General features: G+C 72.3%; 15 protein-coding genes. 5 read left to right on the forward strand and 10 right to left on the reverse strand.

Going from position 1 to position 17,365, the window contains the following annotated elements; genetic code table 11:
* Positions 1 to 81 precede the first annotated feature (81 nt).
* The 3 genes from OG570_RS03530 to OG570_RS03540 form a co-directional block, all read right to left on the reverse strand.
* Positions 82 to 1,284, reverse strand: a complete 1,203-nt coding sequence (locus OG570_RS03530) for a GTPase (RefSeq protein ID WP_326955572.1) — start codon at positions 1,282 to 1,284, stop codon at positions 82 to 84.
* Positions 1,281 to 3,062 carry an isoniazid inducible protein IniA gene (locus OG570_RS03535; RefSeq protein WP_326955573.1) on the reverse strand — a complete coding sequence of 594 codons (1,782 nt, stop codon included), beginning with the start codon at positions 3,060 to 3,062 and terminating at the stop codon, positions 1,281 to 1,283. The genes OG570_RS03530 and OG570_RS03535 overlap by 4 nt, the downstream gene beginning before the upstream one ends.
* Before the next feature lie 92 nt (positions 3,063 to 3,154).
* Positions 3,155 to 4,150, reverse strand: a complete 996-nt coding sequence (locus OG570_RS03540; protein WP_247061581.1) for an IniB N-terminal domain-containing protein — start codon at positions 4,148 to 4,150, stop codon at positions 3,155 to 3,157.
* A gap of 300 nt (positions 4,151 to 4,450) precedes the next feature.
* On the opposite strand from OG570_RS03540, the gene OG570_RS03545 reads away from it, so the two are divergent.
* Both OG570_RS03545 and OG570_RS03550 read left to right on the forward strand, forming a co-directional pair.
* Positions 4,451 to 5,596, forward strand: a complete 1,146-nt coding sequence (locus OG570_RS03545) for a molecular chaperone DnaK (RefSeq protein WP_326955574.1) — start codon at positions 4,451 to 4,453, stop codon at positions 5,594 to 5,596.
* Positions 5,593 to 8,106, forward strand: coding sequence for a helix-turn-helix transcriptional regulator (locus tag OG570_RS03550; protein WP_326955575.1), 2,514 nt, complete (start codon positions 5,593 to 5,595; stop codon positions 8,104 to 8,106). Before OG570_RS03545 ends, OG570_RS03550 begins: the two co-directional genes overlap by 4 nt.
* Before the next feature lie 22 nt (positions 8,107 to 8,128).
* On the opposite strand, the gene OG570_RS03555 is transcribed toward OG570_RS03550, so the two are convergent.
* The 3 genes from OG570_RS03555 to OG570_RS03565 are packed head-to-tail and all read right to left on the reverse strand — an operon-like array spanning position 8,129 to position 10,081.
* Positions 8,129 to 8,872, reverse strand: a complete 744-nt coding sequence (locus tag OG570_RS03555) for a ferredoxin reductase (protein WP_326955576.1) — start codon at positions 8,870 to 8,872, stop codon at positions 8,129 to 8,131.
* A complete protein-coding gene (locus OG570_RS03560; protein ID WP_326955577.1) occupies positions 8,842 to 9,441 on the reverse strand; it encodes a sulfite oxidase-like oxidoreductase in 600 nt (199 codons plus the stop codon). Before OG570_RS03560 ends, OG570_RS03555 begins: the two co-directional genes overlap by 31 nt.
* Before the next feature lie 28 nt (positions 9,442 to 9,469).
* On the reverse strand, positions 9,470 to 10,081 hold the full coding sequence (locus OG570_RS03565; RefSeq protein WP_326955578.1) for a pentapeptide repeat-containing protein: 612 nt from the start codon (positions 10,079 to 10,081) through the stop codon (positions 9,470 to 9,472).
* A 43-nt stretch (positions 10,082 to 10,124) separates the two neighbouring features.
* Between OG570_RS03565 and OG570_RS03570 the strand changes: the two genes are divergently transcribed.
* The 3 genes from OG570_RS03570 to OG570_RS03580 all read left to right on the forward strand — a co-directional run bounded on the left by OG570_RS03570 (position 10,125) and on the right by OG570_RS03580 (position 12,822).
* On the forward strand, positions 10,125 to 11,018 hold the full coding sequence (locus tag OG570_RS03570; RefSeq protein ID WP_326955579.1) for an ornithine cyclodeaminase family protein: 894 nt from the start codon (positions 10,125 to 10,127) through the stop codon (positions 11,016 to 11,018).
* Positions 11,019 to 11,454: 436 nt separating this feature from the next.
* Positions 11,455 to 11,709, forward strand: coding sequence for a hypothetical protein (locus tag OG570_RS03575; protein WP_247061574.1), 255 nt, complete (start codon positions 11,455 to 11,457; stop codon positions 11,707 to 11,709).
* Between the two features lie 285 nt (positions 11,710 to 11,994).
* Entirely contained in the window at positions 11,995 to 12,822 is an 828-nt protein-coding gene (locus OG570_RS03580; protein WP_326955580.1) for a hypothetical protein, read from the forward strand.
* A 105-nt stretch (positions 12,823 to 12,927) separates the two neighbouring features.
* Here OG570_RS03580 and OG570_RS03585 read toward each other — a convergent pair whose 3' ends face one another.
* Genes OG570_RS03585 through OG570_RS03600 form a run of 4 tightly spaced genes read right to left on the reverse strand, consistent with a single transcriptional unit; the run spans position 12,928 to position 17,273 of the window.
* On the reverse strand, positions 12,928 to 13,494 hold the full coding sequence (locus tag OG570_RS03585; protein WP_326955581.1) for a hypothetical protein: 567 nt from the start codon (positions 13,492 to 13,494) through the stop codon (positions 12,928 to 12,930).
* Positions 13,491 to 15,092, reverse strand: coding sequence for a substrate-binding domain-containing protein (locus OG570_RS03590; RefSeq protein WP_326955582.1), 1,602 nt, complete (start codon positions 15,090 to 15,092; stop codon positions 13,491 to 13,493). Before OG570_RS03590 ends, OG570_RS03585 begins: the two co-directional genes overlap by 4 nt.
* Positions 15,089 to 16,204 (reverse strand): toxic anion resistance protein, encoded by a 1,116-nt coding sequence (locus OG570_RS03595; RefSeq protein ID WP_326955583.1) that lies wholly within the window; start codon positions 16,202 to 16,204, stop codon positions 15,089 to 15,091. The genes OG570_RS03590 and OG570_RS03595 overlap by 4 nt, the downstream gene beginning before the upstream one ends.
* 1 nt (position 16,205) lies before the next feature.
* The gene (locus tag OG570_RS03600) at positions 16,206 to 17,273 is read right to left on the reverse strand and encodes a hypothetical protein (protein WP_326955584.1); all 1,068 of its coding nucleotides are present in this window, start codon (positions 17,271 to 17,273) and stop codon (positions 16,206 to 16,208) included.
* Positions 17,274 to 17,365 lie beyond the last annotated feature (92 nt).

The following is a 17,365-nucleotide window of genomic DNA, read 5'->3' on the forward strand; positions in this document are numbered from 1 at the left end:
TGGTGCGTCGCGCCCGGACGCGCGTCAAGGCCGGACAGGGATCGCCGGGTCAGGTGAGCGGTCGGTGTTTTCCTTGCCGCGTCAGCCGAACAGCGCCAGCAGTCCCTCGGTCGACCGGACCACGACGTGCGCCGCGGTGCGTTCCGCGTGGGGCCGGTCCGGGCGCTCGGCCTCGTGGCGCCAGCGGCGCAGCGCGTCCAGGCTCGAGTCGTAGATCTCGCCGGGGTCCGCGTCCGCTTCCAGGCCGAGGCGGTCGGCCGGGGCGGTGCCCTGGGCTCCCAGCAACCGCACCGCTTCCTCGGCCGGCTCGCCGGACAGCGCCGTGCGGCCGCCGCGGATGTCGGCGATCAGGCGCAGCTCGCGGAAGTCGTGGGCGGCCGCCGCGAAGCGCTCCACTCGCGACACCAGGCGGTCACCGCCCGCGCGGGGTTGCGCCGCCAGCAACGCTTCCAGGCGGATCACCGCCGTCCGCGCCTTCAACGCTTCGGCCCGTGCGACGAAACAGCCGGCCAGGGTGTCGCGCAGTTCGCCGAGACCGCTGCGGCGGACCAGTTCCGCCGAGAGCTTGACGCGGTCGTCGCAGCCGGTGCGGATCAGTGTCAACGCCAGCCGGACGCCGAACATGCCGAACCGCACGATCAGCGACCGGCGCGTCTCCACCGGGATCGGGCCGGGGAACGCCGGGTCGGTGAACGAGTCCACCGAGAGCACGTGCCGTTCCAGTTCCTCGCGCGGCACGGCGGCGAACGCGGCCAGGAGGTCGAACTCGTCGTCGCGCAGGGAACGTCCGCCGTAGGCCAGCTGCCCGGCGACGGCGATCACGCCCAGGAACCCGTTGCACAGCGGGTCTTCGCGCCACGCCCGCCGCGCGAGCTGCTTCGCCGTGAGCAGCGCGTCGATCCGGCCCGCGCCGATCTCGTCGGCCCGCGAGAGCACCAGCACCGAGTTGACCGCGCTCTGCCGCGCGAACGCCGAGCCGCCCGGCGGGTGCGCGGCGGCGAGCTCGTCCGGCTCGAGGTGGCGCACCAGGCGGACCGTCGCGTCGGGGAAGTCGTCGGCCGGGCCCGGGTCGTCGAGCAGCACGAGGTCGCGCAGCGCCCGCGTCGGCCACTCCCCCAGCGCGGCGGACAGGGTCGTCTTCCCGGACGACGGCGCCCCGGCGAACGCGACGCGCAGTGGTTGCTCCAGCCGGTGCTGGCAGTCGAGCAGCAACGCCGACGCGCGCGGGTCGTCGCGGTAGAGCCCGGCCGCGGCGGCCAGCAGGTCGCGGACGTCCTGGGTCACGCCGAAAGCTCCCGCCGCGTCGTCCGGCCGGCGATCGTGCCGAGCTCGCCCGCGCGCTGGTGCAGGCCGGCGAGCCGGTCGATCTCGCGGCGGATGTGCACCGTCCGCCGCTCGCGCTCGGCCGTGCCGGCCAGGATCGTCTCGCGCTCGTGCGTCAGCTCGTCCGCGAGCTCTTCGGCCAGGCCGGTGAAGTGGTCGCGCAGGCGTCGCTGCACGACGCGGATCGCGTCGCGGCATTCCTTGCCGAAGCGCAGGAAGACGTCGTCGACGTGCCGTTGCGCGGCCTGCTTGGCGACGGCCTGGCGGCGCTGCAGCCGCATCCCGCCCTCGTCCTTGATCGTCTTCGCGGCGAACGCCGCGCCGGCGCCGAGCGAGACCGGGTTGATCAGCGGCAGCCCGGCGAGGCTGGTCACCAGGCCGAACATCAGCACGCCGCCGTACGACCCGCGCAGGCCGGTGAAGGCCTGCTGGCCGACCTTGAACTTGTCGATCTTCGGGCGGCGGACGTCGTCGAGGGCGTCGATGCCCGGGCCGTCGAGCCGCAGGTCGGGCAGCGCGCCCTCGTACTGGGCGCCGAAGCAGGCCGCGGTCGCCTGCGCGATCCACTCGGCCCGGTCGGCGAGCCAGTTGTAGTTGGTGTCGACGGCTTCGGCGAGCGCGCCGTCCAGCCACGGCGCGAACTCGTCCCACACCTTCGCCGGGTCGCCGTCGTCGAAGGTCTGGTCGATGGTGTTCACGATCTTGCGGGTCCGCTCGCGCAGGTCGTACTCGGCGTCGGACAGCAGGTCGGTGATCTCGTCGGACAGCAGGTTCTGCCAGCGGGTGTTCTGCCGGCGCAGGTCGTCGGCCCGGCGTTGCGCCCGCTGCAGCAGCGCGGCCTGGCCCAGCCCGGCGTCCTGCCCCGCGGCGTCCGCGCGGTCGCGCAGGGATTCGACGAGTTCCGCGGCGGCGGCGCGCACGCCCACGGCGGCGAGCAGCGCGCGGGACTGCTCCGGCGGCCGCGCGGCCTGCTCGGCGATCCAAGACAGCAGCTCGGGGAAACCCGAGCGGGCGTTGAGGTCGGCGTCGCCCGCCTTCGCCGCGGCCTGGCGCACGACGGCGGACACCGGCAGCACCGGCGCGTCGATCCCCGCTTCGGCGAGCATCGCGCGGTCGCGTTCGGCGACGGCGCGCCAGCCCGGGGAGGCGTCGATCTTGGTCAGCGCCAGCACGACGTGCGGGCACCAGGTGCGCACGTGCCGGGCCAGCGCGAGCTCGGCGGGGCTCAGCGGCGCGGTCGCGTCGGAGACGAGGATCACCGCGTCCGCTTCGGCGAGCAGGTCGAGCGCGGCGGCGGTGCGCGGCGAGCGCGGGTCACCGACCGGCGGGGTGTCGACCAGGATGAGCCCGGCCGAGAGGAGTTCGCGGGGCACACCGACTTCGACGCGGCTGAGCGTGCCTGCGGGCCGGGCGCCGAGCTCACCGGTGAGCTGTTCGACCGCGACGGGGATGCGTTCGAGGGACCGGCCGACCAGGGTGGCGGCGGGTTCGTCGGCGTACCCGATCTCGGTCGGCACGGCGGGGGTGGCGGCGTCGCCGACCGCGCACACCGGCGCGTTCAGGACGGCGTTGAGCAGGTAGCCCTTGCCCTGTTTGGGAAAGCCGAGGACGCCCAGCCGGATCTGCTCAGCGGGGGCGTCACGGCGTCTGCGCAGGAGCTCGGCGAGATCGGCGCGGCCGTGGGTGCGGCACGCGTCGAAGGTCTCGTTGAGCACTTCGAGCCAAGCTGGGGCGGTCACGACGAAGGAGTCTCCCCCGTACGAGTGATGGACGCGAGCCGGGTGCCCGTTCCGCGGTCGCACCCTGACCGCGGAACGGGCACCGGAGGAGATCAGTGACCCAGGTGGATGTCGTTGTGACCGAGGTCGCCGACGTGGATGTTGCCCAGCGCGTTGTGGCTGAGGTTGTCGGTGACGCCCGACACCACGTCGTGCACCGCGTCGACACCGTTGTTGCTCGCGATGTCGCCGACCGCGTTGTGGTCGACGCCGCCGACGGCACCGGTCACCGTGGTGACGGTGTTGTGGGTGATGTCGCCCAGGCTGTTCTGCACCGCGCTGGTCAGGTCGCCGCCGACGTGCTTGACGTCGAGGTCGCCCACGTTCTTCAGCGTGCCGGTGAAGTCGCCGATGTGGTTGGTGACCTCGCCGACGGGGCTCACGGCGCCGGTGACGGCACCGGCCAGGTCGCCGCCGTGGACCGGGGCCGCGACGGTGCCCGTGACGCCGGTGACGACCTGCTCGACCTGGCCGACACCGTTGTGGCCGTCGACGGCGCCGGTGACGGCACTGCCCAGGCCGAGCGAACCGGCGTCGATGCCGTGGGCGAGGTCGCCGCCCAGGCCGAGGGAGTTGGTGACACTGCCCGCGAGGGCCGTCACGTTCGCGGCGTTGGTGACGTCGGTCACGCTCGACAGCTGCTGGCCGCCGAAGACCGCGCTGGTCGGCAGGCCGAGGTCGCCGACGACGGGCAGCTCGCCGACGCCGCCGACACCGAGGTCGCCGACACCCGGCAGCACCGAGGTGGCCGGCAGGCCGAGTCCCGCGGTCAGGGCGGTGAGCTGGTCGATCGCGCCCTGGATGCCCGTGGTGTCGGTGCCCAGCGAGGTCAGGTCGCCGACCACCGGGAGACCGCCGACGGCGGGGAGGCTGTCGACCGGGACGTAGTCGAGCACCAGCGGGATGACCTCGTGCACGTCGGCGGCACTGACGTCGCCGAGGCCGGCGAGGGCGAGCGCCTGCTGCGGGTCCGTCCCGAAGGCCGCGAGGGCGGTCGGGTCGTTGAGCAGGTTGAGGGCGAAATCGTGCAACGTCTGCACGGAGTCCATGGAGGTTCTCCTGATCCGGTGGTTCGGGGGACGGCATCGGCCGCTGGGACCGGTGTCCATGGCCAAGTTAGGGAGCCGGTCCCCCCACGCACATCGGGGATCACTCCGAGTCGCATCCGGCTCAGCCGATAGGGGATCGATATGTCATCGTTAGGGAGTTAGGGGCTCATCCGAGATGCTCGCAGTTGGGTTAAATCCCCCCAGACCCTTGCCTGACTAACCCGTTTGGGTGAGGATGCCCCGAGCCCTAGGGGGCTTTGCCGCCCCCGATCGGCCCCGCGAGGTGAGGAGGAAGCGCCGTTGCCCTACGTCCTCGGGATCGATGTGGCCCAGGGGCGGACCCACGCCGCGATCAGCCACCGCCACGGCCCCGGCTGGGGTGCCCCCGAACCCCTGTGGCTGGGTGAACGGTCCCCGGCCGCGGCGTCCGCGCTGTTCCTGGACGACGAGGGGTACCTGCTCACCGGCGACGCGGCGGCGCAGGCGGGCACCCGGGTCCCGTCCCGGCTGCTCACCGGCTTCCACCGGCGCATCGGCGACGACGTGCCGATGGTCGTCGAAGGCGAGACCTTCCCGCCGGAGACGCTGACCACCGTGCTCGTCGAAGGCATTGCCGAGCACGCCGAGAACCAGTTCGGCGGACCCCCGCAGCACCTGGTGATGACGCACCCCGGCGACTGGGGCGGTTACCGCCGTGACGTGCTGCGGCGGGCACTGGCCGACGCCGGGTTCACCGCGGTCACGCTGGTCCCCGGCTCGATCGCGGCGCTCGGCGCGCACCTGCCCGTCCCCGGCCCGGGGGTGACCGGCGCCGGGGTCTGCGAGTTCGGCGCCGACGGCGTGAGCGTCACGCTGGCCACCCCGAGCGGCGCGAACGGCTGGCAGATCGGGGCGAGCGCCGAAGGTGTGTCCCCGGCGGCCGCGTTGAGCACGCTGTTCGCGCTCGCCGGCACCGCGTCGACGTCCCCTAGGGGCCTCGCCGGCGTGGTCTTCTGCGGTGACGTCCCGCCGCACGCGCTGCCCGCCCGGCCGCCGTGCCCGATGTTCGCGGGACCGGTTCCGCCGGCCACCACCGCGCTCGGCGCGGCCGCCCTCGCCGGGCTGCGCGCCGAGGGCCGGGGCACCGCCCAGGAACCCCCCGCCGTCGAGACCACCCTGCTCCCCAAGATGGACACGCTCGGTGAGCTCGGCGAGCGGCCACCCCGCCCGCCGGTCGAGATCACGCCGTTCGAGCTCCCCGAACGCACCGGCCCGATGGACCTGTTCCGGCGACGGCGCCCCCTCGCCGCCGCGGTCCTCGTGCTCGCCGCGGCCGTCTCGGCCGTCCTGATCACCATCACCGCCCGCGAAGCCACCGCCGGCCCCGACCAGCCCCCGGCTCCCAGCCAATCCACCCCGAGCCACTGCGCCGCTCCCGGCGCCCCCTCCGGTGAAGGTCACTGTTGAACACTCTGCTCACGCAGGCCGCCTCGCTCCACCCCGTCCCCGTGCACCCGGCGGCCCGGCAGCTGCTCCGCCAGGTCGCCGCCGACCCGGCCGCGCCGCTGCGGATCGCCGTCGTCGCCCCCGGCGGCTACGGCAAGAGCGTGCTGCTCGCCGCGCTCGCCCGCGCCTACCGGGACGCCGGCGCCGACGCGCTGCTCGTCGACGACGCCGACCGGATCGACGCCGACCAGCTCGAAGAGCTGCTGGCGGGCGCCGACGGCCCGATCGTCGTCGCGCACCGCCCGGCCGCGGTCGCGGCCGGCTGGACGTTGCTGCAGCTCGCCCCGCTCGGCGTCAACGATGTCGCGCGGCTGGTCGAGGCGCTGACGGGCACCCCGGCCGAGCCGGCCGCGGTGGCCGAGCTGCACCGGGTGAGCGGTGGCGTGCCCCGGTTGGCCGAGCGCGCGCTGCTCGGGCGGCTGGAGGAGTTCCGGCCCGAGCTCGACGAGCTCGACGACGACGTCCTGCGCTACCTGATCGCGGCGGAGGCCGGCGCGGGCCGCAACCTCGACCTGCTGTGCGTGCTGCTGGACCGCACGCCCGACCAGCTGCCGGGCATCGTCGACGGCGCCCGCGCGACCGGCCTGCTCGCCCCGGACGACACGCTGCTGCCGCTGGCCTCGGCCGCCGTCCGCGACTTCGGCCCGCCGGCGCGCCGGCTGACCACGGTGCAGCGGCTGGTCGAGCTGCAGCTGGCGAACGGCCTCCCGGTGCTCGACCTGGCGCGTTCGCTGCTGGGCACGGGCAGCACGGGCACGTCCGCGGCGGCCGCCTTCGCCGCGGCGGCCGCCGAAGCCCTGCCGACGGACGCCCGCCTGGCGACCAAGCTCTTCGAAGCCGCGGCCGAAGCGGGCGACCGTTCGGCGTCGGTCACCGCGGGCTGGGCCCGCGCGGCGGCGCTGTCGGGCGACCTGGACACGGCGTTGCGCCTCGGCGACGGCATGCTCGGCGCCCCGGACGCCGAAACCCGCGCGGCGGGCGCGGAGATCGCGGCCACGGTGCTGGCCCACCGAGGCGAACTGGCCCGCGGCGCGGAGCTGTACCAATGGGCCGCTTTAGGTGGGCAGAGCCCCGGCCAGCACGCGGCCGACCCGTACTCGGCGGGCCACGGCCCCAGCTCCCCGGCGGGGTGGACCGACCCACGGCACTCGACGGGCCGCGGCACCGGCCCCGGCTCCCCAGCGGGGCGGGGTGGCACCGATGCCTTCGCGGTGATGGCCCTGGTCGGCACCGGCGACCTCGATGGCGCCCGCCGGCTGCTCGACTCCCCCGCTCCCGGCGTTGCGCCGACCTTGTTCGCCGGTGCGGCTACCCGGATGGCTCGCGGTATCGCCGACTCGGTGTCCGGCTGTGCGACCGAGACGTTGTCCACCCTGCTCGGCGCGGCGGCGATGCTGGAACCGGCGCTGGGCGGCACCTTGCTGCCCGACAGCCCCGCGGCGCTGGCCGCGCTCGCCGCGTTGCACACCGGCGAGCTGGCCCTGGCGGAGTCCGCGCTGACTCGTGCCCTGGACGGCCGGATCGGCGGTGACCTCCTCGCGGTGCGCCACCGCCTGCTGCTGGGCTGGGTGGCGATGACCGCGGGCGACCTCGCGACGGCGGCGGGGCACCGCGACGCCGTCGCCGGCCGGCCGCTGGAAGCCCGCGACGAGATGTTCTTCACGACCTTGGAGCTCGGGCTGGCCCGGCGCTCCAGCGACCTGGTCGGGCTGCAGCGGTCGTGGGACCGGGCGTACCAGGCGTCGATGCGCCAGCAGACGGACCTGTTCACGCTGCTGCCGCTGGGCGAGCTGGTGATCGCGGCGGCCCGCACCGGCGCCCACGCGAAGCTCGCCGGCCAGCTCGAACGCGCCCACACCCTGCTGGCCCGCCTCGGCGAGCCTCCACTGTGGACGGTTTCGCTGGTCTGGCACGAACTCCACGCGGCGATCACACTGGAGGACGCGGAAGCGGCGAAGGCGCACCTGGCGACGTTGACGTCCCACGCCCACTGCGGCCGCCACCCGAGCGCGCTGGCCACGGCGGCCCGCGGCTGGCTCGCGGTCCTGAGCGGCACGTTCGCCCCGGACGAGATCTCGGCGGCCGCGGCGGAGCTGCACGATCTCGGGCTGCGCTGGGACGCGTCGCGCCTGGCCGGCCAGGCGGCGATCCGCACGTCCGACCGCAAGGCGATGGTCCAGCTGCTGGAGGCGGCCCGCCAGTTCCAGGGCACCGGCGTCCGCCGCGAGGCGGGTGCGGCGGAACCGGCGTCCTCGGGCACCGGGCTCGCGGCGTTGAGCGAGCGCGAACTCGAAGTCGCGCGGCTGGTGGTCGAGGGCCTGACGTACAAGCAGGCGGGCAGCAAGCTGTTCATCTCGAGCAAGACGGTCGAGCACCACATGGCCCGGATCCGCGGGAAGCTGGGCGCGTCGGACCGCCGGGAGCTGCTGGCGACGTTGCGCGAGCTGCTGTCCCGCCCCGACGCCCCCTAACCCCGGCGTTCACGCGGGACGGTCAGTCGCGGCTGGGGCCGAAGCGTTCGGTGCGGATGCGGTGCGGGTCGTGGCCCAGCGCGACCAGGATGTCCGCGACCGTCTCGACGAAGCCCGTGGGGCCGCAGACGAAGGACGTCGCGCCGAACTCGGCGGGCCAGCCCGCGGTGTTGAGCGTCGCGACGTCGATGCGGCGCGGGATCCCCTCGCGGCCGTCAGGCAGCTCGCGCGTGTAGACGTACGTGACGTCCAGGCCCGCGACCGGCTTGCGCAGTTCGTCGGCGTAGTACAGCTCGGCCGGGGTGCGCAGCGAGTAGATCAGCTTGAACGGCGTGCGGACGCCTGCCGCGCGCTGGGCGCGGACCATGGCCATCAGCGGCACGATGCCGGAGCCGCCGGCGACCAGCAGGACCGGTTCGGGGTCGGCAGGCCGCCAGACGAACCAGCCGCCCACCGGGCCGCGGATCTCGACCGGGTCGCCGATCGCGTACGGGCCGGTGAGGTGTTCGGACACCTCCCCGTCGGGGACGCGCTGCACCGTCAGTTCGATCCGGTCACCATCGGCGGGGGCAGCGAGTGAGTAGCTGCGCTGCGCACGATAGCCGTCGGCGGCGGTCAGCCGGACGTCGACGTGCTGTCCCGCGAGGTGCCCCGGCCAGCCCGGCAGGTCGAAGACGAGCGTGCGGGCCGTGGGGGTCTCGTCGCGGAACCCGGCCAGGCGGGCGACCCGCCAGGCTAGTCGCCCTGATACCGCTGTTCGCGCCATGGATCCCCGTAGTCGTGGTAGCCGACGTTCTCCCAGAAACCCGGCTCGTCGCGGGTCTTGAGCTCCAGCCCGCGCACCCACTTCGCGGACTTCCAGAAGTACAGGTGCGGCACGAGCAACCGCGCCGGGCCGCCGTGCTCGGGAGTCAGCGGCTTGCCGCCGTACTCGTAAACGATCCAGGCCTGGCCGTCGAGCAGGTCGGCCAGCGGCAGGTTCGTGGTGTAGCCGCCGTAGGAGTGCACCAGCACGTAGTCGGCCGCGGTGTCGAGCCCGCCGACCAGCGTGTCCACCGGGACGCCCCGCCACCGGGTGTCCAGTTTGGACCACTGGGTGACGCAGTGGATGTCCACAGTGAACTTCTCGCTCGGCAGAGCCGTCAGCTCCGCCCAGCTCCAGGCGTGTTTCTCGCCGGTCTCGGTGGTGACCGTGAACTCCCACGCCTCGGTGCGCACGCGCGGGGTCGGGCCCGCCGACAGCACCGGGAAGTCCTCGGCCAGGTACTGCCCGGGTGGCAGGCGCGGGTCGCCGCTGCGGGCACGGCCCCGGAACCCCGGTGTCACGACGCCCATCCGGCTCTCCCTCCTGCTGCCGACGAGTCTAAGCCCGCACCTGAAGCCCGAGCGACGTGACGAGCACCGCAGCCTGTTCGGGTGAAACGATCGCCGCGTGCAGCTCGGCGTTCAGCGGGTCGAGCGCCGAGAGGTCGCTGCCCCGCAGGTCGGCGCGCGGCAGCTTGACGGCGTGCAGCGTCGCCCCGGACAGGTCGACGTCCGCGAACACCGCGTCGCCGCAGTTCGCCCCGGTGAGGTCGGCCTCCCGCATCCGCACGCCGTGGAAGGCGACCGACCGCAGGTCGGCGCCCACCAGCCCGGCGAACGACCAGTCGCCGCCGGTCACCCGCAGCGGCCGCAGCTCGCACTCGGTGAACGTCGTCCCGACGAGCTTGCACCCGGTGAACTCGGCGTCGAAGAAGTTGCACCGCTTGAAGGCGCACCCGGTGAAGGCCGAGTCGGTGTGCCGCGACGAGTTGAAGCGCACGTTGCCGAACACGCAATCGGTGAACGTCGAGTTCCGGACGACCGCCTCGGAGAGGTCGACCTCGTGGAACTCGCACCGCACGTAATGCCGCCCGACGAGCTCTTCGCCGTACCAGTCGTCACGGGAGAAGCGCTGGTCTTCGACGAGTGGATCTTGCGTGGCATCGGACACTCGGCCAGGCTAGCGGCCACCGACGACGAGGAGGTGCCGAAGCATGCTGGACGCCGACGACGTCCGAGCGGCCGTGCCGATGCGAGCGGCGGTCGACGCGGTGCGAGAGGCGTTCCTCGACCTCGCCGCGGGCCACTTCGAGGTGCCGCAACGCCTGTCTTTCGACGGCGGCACGACGCTCGTCATGAGCGCCTGCCACACCCCCACCGGCCGGACGGCGGTGAAGACGCTCAGCCTCGTCGCCGGCCGCGACCCGATGATCCTCGGGACGCTGGTGTGGAACACCACCGAGGGACAGCTGGTCGCCGACGCGATCGCGGTGACGACCTTGCGCACCGGCGCGGTGTCCGGCGTCGCCACCGACCTGCTGGCCCCGCCCGGGGCGAGCCGCCTGGCCGTGATCGGCACCGGCGCCCAGGCCGCGGATCAGGTCCGCGCAGTGGCGGCGGTCCGCCCCATCCGGCAGGTGACGGTCTTCGGACGTTCGCCGGCACGGGCCGCGGAGTTCGCCGACCGGTTGCGAGGCGAGTTCCCCGGCGTGCGCGTGGCACCGAGCGTCGAGGACGCGGTGTCCGACGCGGAGATCGTTTGTTGTGCTACTTCGTCCGCCACTCCTCTCTTCGACGTCGACGCCTTGCCGGAGCGCGTCCACGTCAACGCGATCGGGTCGTACCTGCCGTCGATGCGGGAACTGCCCGCCGAGCTGCTCGCGACGGCTGATTGTGTTGTGGTGGACCAGGTCGACGCCGTCCTGGAGGAGGCAGGCGAGGTGATCCACGCGGTGGACAGCGGGCTGGTTTCGCGGGATTCGCTGGTGGAGCTGGGGAACGCGCTTCGGGAACCTCCGGTGGTCGGCGGGCGGACCGTGTTCAAGTCCGTGGGGGTGGCGGTGCAGGACTGGGCCATCGCGCGACTGCTCGGTGAGGCGGGTCGTTGATTGCCTCGTTGACCGGCGTTCAAGTCGCCAGAGCCTGGCGGACCGATCGCGCTCCGTTCTTCGAGGGCGATGTCAGGACTAGACCACTCCACGATCGCTCGGCGAAGGGGTTCGTCGAGCGCGCGAAGGTGACGAGCCGCGTGAGCGAGGATGGGCCTTTCGGGGGGGGGTATCGGGGGCAGTCGCCGCGCGCTGGCGGTGGATGGGCGTCTTGAGTCGACTGAGGGTGCGCTGGCCCATGGCGGAGGGCGTGCCTTGGCGGATTGAGGGCGCTAAAGGCGGATTCTGGCTCACTGAGCGTGCCAGTGGCCCAGCAGAGAGCAATAACAGCGGCCAAACGGCGCAATCTGGGGCTTGAAGCGTTTGACAGGTCACCCAATCCGGGAATTTCGGCGGCATGTCTCCTTGGCGAACCACCACTCGACGGAACACGGCCGTGCGGGTCATCACGGCGATCGGCGCGATCTTCGCGGGGATCGAAGTTCTTTACATGATCATGGTGCTCGCCGGCGCGAATGCCGGTAACTCCTTCTTCGTCTTCATCAAGTCGTTGGCCGTTCCTCTCGCGTTGTTCTGGCCGGGCCTGTTCCCGGTGAGCAACCCGAGCCTGGCCGTGATCCTCGACTTCGGTCTGGCCGCCGTGTTCTGGCTGGTCGTCACGGGCATCATCGCCCGCTTCGCCGGTCGGTGACGGGCGCTCGCCGCCCGCGCCTTCCACTGGACTGCCGCCTGCCGTCGCCGACCCCTCCGGTGACGGCAGGTGGCTCACCACACTGACCGCGCTCACCACACTGACAACGAAACGCGCACGACTGCCTGGCGCATGTGACGAAGCAGGCGCCAGGCACCGGCCGAAACCGTCCGGGCTGGTCACGAAGGCCCTTGTCGACGCGCAACCGACGGCAGGCACGCTCTCACCCCTTCGGGCGGCCACCCGCCATCCCCGCCGACCGCGTTCTTCGGCGACACTGGACGGATGACTGACGGCAGATGGTTCGACGGCTGGGCACCTTGGCCTGAGCTGGCCGGGCTGGCCGCGGTCGGGCGCTCACTGCTTCCGAACGTCCCGGTCACGCCGGCCGCTGTCGTGCGGACCGTCACCGAGCAGCTCGTCGGGCGCCGGTTGACCACCAAGGTCGACGGCCGCGAAGTGGGCCTCACCCTCACCGAACTCCACTACCCGGCCGACAGCCTGCGCCTGGCCACCGGACGCGTCGGCGACGTGCGCATCGTCGCCGAGGACGTCGACTGGCCCGAGCCCGCGGACGAGACCGGCCAGCAGCGCAGCATCCTCCTCAAGCGGGTCACCGTGCTCGCCGAGGACGTCCGCCTCCGCTCGCTGCCCACGCCGGCCGCCATTCCCGCGCGGGTCGAGCTGCGGATCGCCGTGGCCGCGGACGTGCTGCGTGAACGGGTGGCGGCAGTCCGCCCCGGGATCGTCGCCGCGCCCGCCGAAAGCGGGCTGCTCCAGATCCACTGGGCCAAGCGGCCGCAGTGGGGCCACCTGACCCTGGAGGCCCAGGTGGCGGACGACGCCGTGGTGCTCGTGCCGCGGACCCTCCACATCGGACGCCGGCGGCTGAAACCACCGGCACGCTTTCGCCCCATCGTGCTTCCCCTGCCGGAACTCCCGCCCGGGATAAAGCTGACGAAGGTGGAGCCCCGGCAGGACGAACTCGTGCTCCACACCGTGGCGGAGGAATGGCCGGAACGGCTTTCCCGCATTCCGCTGACCGACCTGCTGAGCTGGCTGACCACCGCGGCCATGACCCTGACTCTGCCGAAACTCGGTACGCGTTCATAACTCTCCTTCATCGACGTGGGCCCTACGCCAATGAAGCTACTCGAACGCCCGTTCGAACACATCACTCACACGGGTACAACCGGGAAACCCTTGCACAGCAAGGAATCAAGCGTCCCGGTCGCGCAGATAGCGCGTGTGATCCGCCTGCCGGTCGACGTCCGCCGCGTAGAACCGCTCGGCGATCCGATGCGCTTCCGCTTCGAGCAAATCGAGCTGTGCCACCAGCTCCGCAGCCGCACCGGCCCGCCGGGAGGCGAACCACCGCGGCAGGTTCAGGAAGGATTCCACCGACAGCGGCAGATCCGTCCGCACCAGCCGGACCACGGAGTGCCGCAGGTCCGGATCGGCCGACAGCCGCGCGGGCTGCGCGAGCAGGTCGGCCAGCACTTCGGCGATCCGCCGCACGGTATCCACAGTGGACTCGGGCATTCGCGACGCCTGGGACGACACCGAAGAAACCAGCGTCTCCAAAGACACGCGCAGCTCCCCCGAAGCGTCGGGCAGCAGCCGGACCTTCTCCGGCGGCGCGAGCAGCGCGCCTGCCGCGTACAGCGCGACCACGACCACCGGCCACAGCCAGCCGATCACCCCGGCCAGGTACAGGCCCAGGCCGGCGAGCCCGCCGACGCAGCCGGCGAGGTTCTTGGTCGAGCCCAGGTAGCGCAGCATCATTGGTACCCGCGAATCTCCTGGAAGACGCTCGCAAGCTGGACCTTCCGCGCGTCGAACACCTTGCCGCCGGTCAACGTCGCGACCTGCGTCAGCTCGTCGCTCGACCCCTCGCCGAACAGCACCGTGAACACCGGCACCCCCTTCATCGCGGCCGGTAGCGAGCCGAACGACGCCTGGAAATCGGACAGGGACGAGCCGTTCGCGTTCTCCCCGTCGGTCATCAGGACGATCGAGGTGAACCGATCGGGATCGCGCGCCGCCAAGGGTTCCAGCACCCGGTAAGCCTCGGAGAGACTGTCGTAGATCGCCGTCCCGCCGCGGGCGGAGAGCCCTTCGGCGAACGCCTTGATCCGCGCCAGCTCGGCCGCCGGATCCTGCTCCGGCACGACGAACGTCGACGCCGGTGAAGGCCCCGAGTTGAACGGCAGCATCGTCACCTCCTCCCGGCTCCGGAACCGCCGGTACCGGCCGGTGAGCGAGTTGTCGGCGCCCGTCAGCCCGGCCAGCGCGGTGCGCAGCGAGTCGATCCGGTCGCCCTCCATCGAGCCGGACGTGTCGAGCACGTACAGCGTCCGCGACGGCCTGCGGATCTTGTCGAAGTACGCCTGGAGCAGGGCGTCCACCGCCTGCTGCGTCGCCGGGAACGGCAGCTCGACGAGGTCCCGCTGCGCGAACTGCGACCCCAGCGCGACCCCGGGCACGACCGGACGTCGCTGGGTGGTGTCCATGATCCGCTTCTGGACGTCCGGCGTGCGCAGGTAGTCGGAGAGCCGCTGGTGCGACGAACGCGCGTCGGAACCGGCGTCCGCCAGCAGCGTCAAGGGATAGTCCGCGGTGACGACGCCGTCGCTCGGGTAGATCAGCTTCAGCGGCTCCGGCAGCTTCCCGGACGCGTTCGCCGACAGCAGCACGGACTCGTAGTTGATCAGCCCGTCGACCTTCTGCCCGGGGTCCTGGCCGGTCGCGCGCCGCGTGTACGCGTCCGACAGCCAGCCCGACGACCCGGCCGAAAGTGCCTGTGCGCTGAAGAACTGCGTCAGCTGCGGGGTGACGGCGGCGATCTGCCGGGCGTCGATCGCGTTGCCCGCGCCCGCGAGCGCCGACGCGACGCCGACCAGCGCCGAGAACCCGGAGTTCGACGCCGACGGGTCGGTCATCCCGTACGTGAACGCCTTCTTGCCGGCCTGCGCGGCGATCTCGCCCCAGCCGACCGGCTTGCCGGTCCAGCCGAGCCGTTGCGCGGACGACGCCGAGAGCCCCAGCACCACCGGCGAACTCATGATCTTGACCTGGTTGCCGAGCCGCTTCGCCGCGTCGGGAATCCCGGCCGGGTAACGGTTCGACGAGAACCACACGGCGTCGTACTTGCCGTCGGCACTGCCGTTCGCGAGCGACTCGGCGCCTTCCAGGGTGCCGGTGAAGGTGAACTTGACCTTGACGCCGGTGGCCTTCGCGGCCTCGTCGAGCACCGGCTGCATGTCCGCCAACTCGCTGCCCGCGAGGATCCTGAGCGTCCCCGGCTCAGGGCCGTCGGACGCCGCGGAGGAGCAGCCGGCCAGCAATACCGCGCTCAACGCCAGTAAAACGAGCTTCTTCATACTTCCCCCTCGTGCGAACGCCGCAGGTGGTCCTCGGCGCGGCGCAGCTCGCCGGTCAGTGACTCGACCGTGGTCGCCATGGTGCGGACGGCGTCCGCGCGGAAGCCGTCGATCGCGTCGATCGAGGCGTAGATCCGGTCGAACGACGCGCGGATGGTCTCGGTCGCGACGGCCGGGTCGCTGCTCGCCTTGCGGATCTCCGCGGACTGCGTTTCCAGCAGCTCGGAGTTGGCGCGGATCAGCCCGTCGGTGGTCGACTGCAGCGCCGCCACCTCGTCCAGGACGTCCCGCTGACCCGCCAGAGCGGCCGAGACGAGCAGTGCGACGCGCAGGGCGGACACGGTCGTCGAGACCGCCCGCTCGACGCCGCGGATCAGCTCGTCGTTGGTGCGCCGCACCAGGTCCAGCGCGAGGTACCCCTGCGCGCTCACCGCGAGCTGGGTGAGCAGGTCCTGGTGCCGCTGCCGGATCGGGTACAGGATGTCGCCGCGCAACGCCTGCGCCCGCGACGGGTCGGCGAACTCGAACACCGACGCCTGACGCTCGATGGCCGCGTCGACGGCTTCGGCGAACACCGATGCTTCGGCGAGCTTCCCCAGCACCTTCCACAGCCGTTCGCGCTCGCCCTTGATCGCGGCGTTGTCGCGCCGCAACCGGTCCTGTCGCGTCCGCAGATCGACGACCAGCGCGTTCACCGGCTCGTTCGCCGCGTGGTAGCGATCGAGAGCCCGCTTCGCGGCACCAGCCATCGGGAACATCCCGAGCAGCTTCCGCCCGGTGATCGGCAGTTTCGCCGGGTCCAGCTCGGCGACGGTCCGGCGCAGCCCGGCGAGGCTCGTCGTGACGCCGTCCTGTGGAGAAGCGGAACCACGCAACGAGCGGTCCAGCATCGCGCCCGCGACGCCGGCCGCGGCCCGCATGTCGGCCTCGCCGACGGCCAGCAGCTCGTCGAGGACGTCGGTGAACTCCGGCGACTTGACGTCCAGGGCTTCCAGGCGCGTCGCGAAGACGCCGGCGCGCGCGGTGATCTCGGCGCGGGTGTCGGCCCCGAGCGTGACGAGCCCGGCGGCGCGCTCGGGGGAAACCGCGGTGACGGGGGTGAGTTCGTCCATGTCAGTACTGCTTGCCGACGGCGTCGAGCAGGCGCTCGAGGGTCTCGAACGACGGCGGCTCGACGGCGTCCACCAGGTCGGCGGGCGCGTGCGCCGGCGCGGCGACGTCCGCGAAGAGCTTCGGATCGGTGGTGCGGAACCCGAACGTCGCGGCCAGCTTGCCCAGCTCGGGGTCGGTCGCGAGCAGCTGACCGACCTTGTCGCCGTCGGCGGACAGCGGCACCAGCGTGTGCTTCGAGTACACCGTCGGCGCCGTGTAGATCATCCGCATGTCCGGCCGGATCGAGCCGTCGCCGCGGACGACGCGGTCCACGAACTGCGACTCGTAGATCAACGCCAGCGGCGTCTTGCCCATGCCCGCGGACAGGTAGTCCTCGAACGGTCCTTCGGTGCTGTTCTGCGTGTATCCCTGGTCCAGGAACAGTTTCGACACCGACGGCAGCACCCTCGCCTCCTGCTCGGGCGAGCTGACGACGGTGTTGCCGTTGGCCACGAAGGAAACGATCGACAGGTACATCGCCGCGGAGTTCGACTCACGCGGGTCGGTGGTCGTGACCAGGACGTTCTTACGAGCCGGGTACGCGGTGTTGCCGGGCAGCTGGTCCCAGCGCGTGCCCGCCTTCGCGACGTCCAGGTACTTCGCGACGTCGAGGACGTCGTAGTCGCCGGCGCCCTTGCGCACCACGCCGTTCGCGCGCAGCAGCGCGACGATCGGCTCGAAGGTGGCGATCGCCATCGGCGACTGGAACGGCGTGTAGACGGTCGTGACCTTGCGGTCGCGCTGGATCTTCTGCGCCGCGGGCGAAGACGACGGGAACGCGAACGCGTACTTCCCGAGGTCGACGGTCGTCGCGAGCTGCCGCGACCCCGCCGTGTCGACCTCGACCTTCAACCCGTGGTGCGCGAAGGCGTCGACGACGCGCTGGTCGGTGAAGAAGGCCTGCTTCTCCGACCCGATGACCCCGCGCACCGTCGCAAGCCCCGGCCCGGAGTCGTTGCCCCAGACGATCACCGCCACGACCGCGAGCAGCAGCACCACGGCCAGTCCGATCGATACCCGGCGTTTCACGAGCCACTCCCCTCGACGGCCCGATGATTCAGGGCCTTCGACTCGTTTGACGCGCGAACGAGCCGGTTCGAAGTGAACAGCGGGTGAAGGAA

This window comes from Amycolatopsis sp. NBC_01286, assembly GCF_035982555.1.
Classification (GTDB): domain Bacteria; phylum Actinomycetota; class Actinomycetes; order Mycobacteriales; family Pseudonocardiaceae; genus Amycolatopsis.

Bases quoted from the DNA above. Each gene is read 5' to 3' on its own strand.
- OG570_RS03540 (WP_247061581.1), bottom strand. From the start codon at position 4,150: ATGGACTCCGTGCAGACGTTGCACGATTTCGCCCTCAACCTGCTCAAC.
- OG570_RS03590 (WP_326955582.1), bottom strand. From the start codon at position 15,092: ATGAAGAAGCTCGTTTTACTGGCGTTGAGCGCGGTATTGCTGGCCGGC.
- OG570_RS03560 (WP_326955577.1), bottom strand. From the start codon at position 9,441: ATGGGCGTCGTGACACCGGGGTTCCGGGGCCGTGCCCGCAGCGGCGAC.
- OG570_RS03580 (WP_326955580.1), top strand. From the start codon at position 11,995: ATGACTGACGGCAGATGGTTCGACGGCTGGGCACCTTGGCCTGAGCTG.
- OG570_RS03595 (WP_326955583.1), bottom strand. From the start codon at position 16,204: ATGGACGAACTCACCCCCGTCACCGCGGTTTCCCCCGAGCGCGCCGCC.
- OG570_RS03585 (WP_326955581.1), bottom strand. From the start codon at position 13,494: ATGATGCTGCGCTACCTGGGCTCGACCAAGAACCTCGCCGGCTGCGTC.
- OG570_RS03555 (WP_326955576.1), bottom strand. From the start codon at position 8,872: ATGGCGCGAACAGCGGTATCAGGGCGACTAGCCTGGCGGGTCGCCCGC.
- OG570_RS03570 (WP_326955579.1), top strand. From the start codon at position 10,125: ATGCTGGACGCCGACGACGTCCGAGCGGCCGTGCCGATGCGAGCGGCG.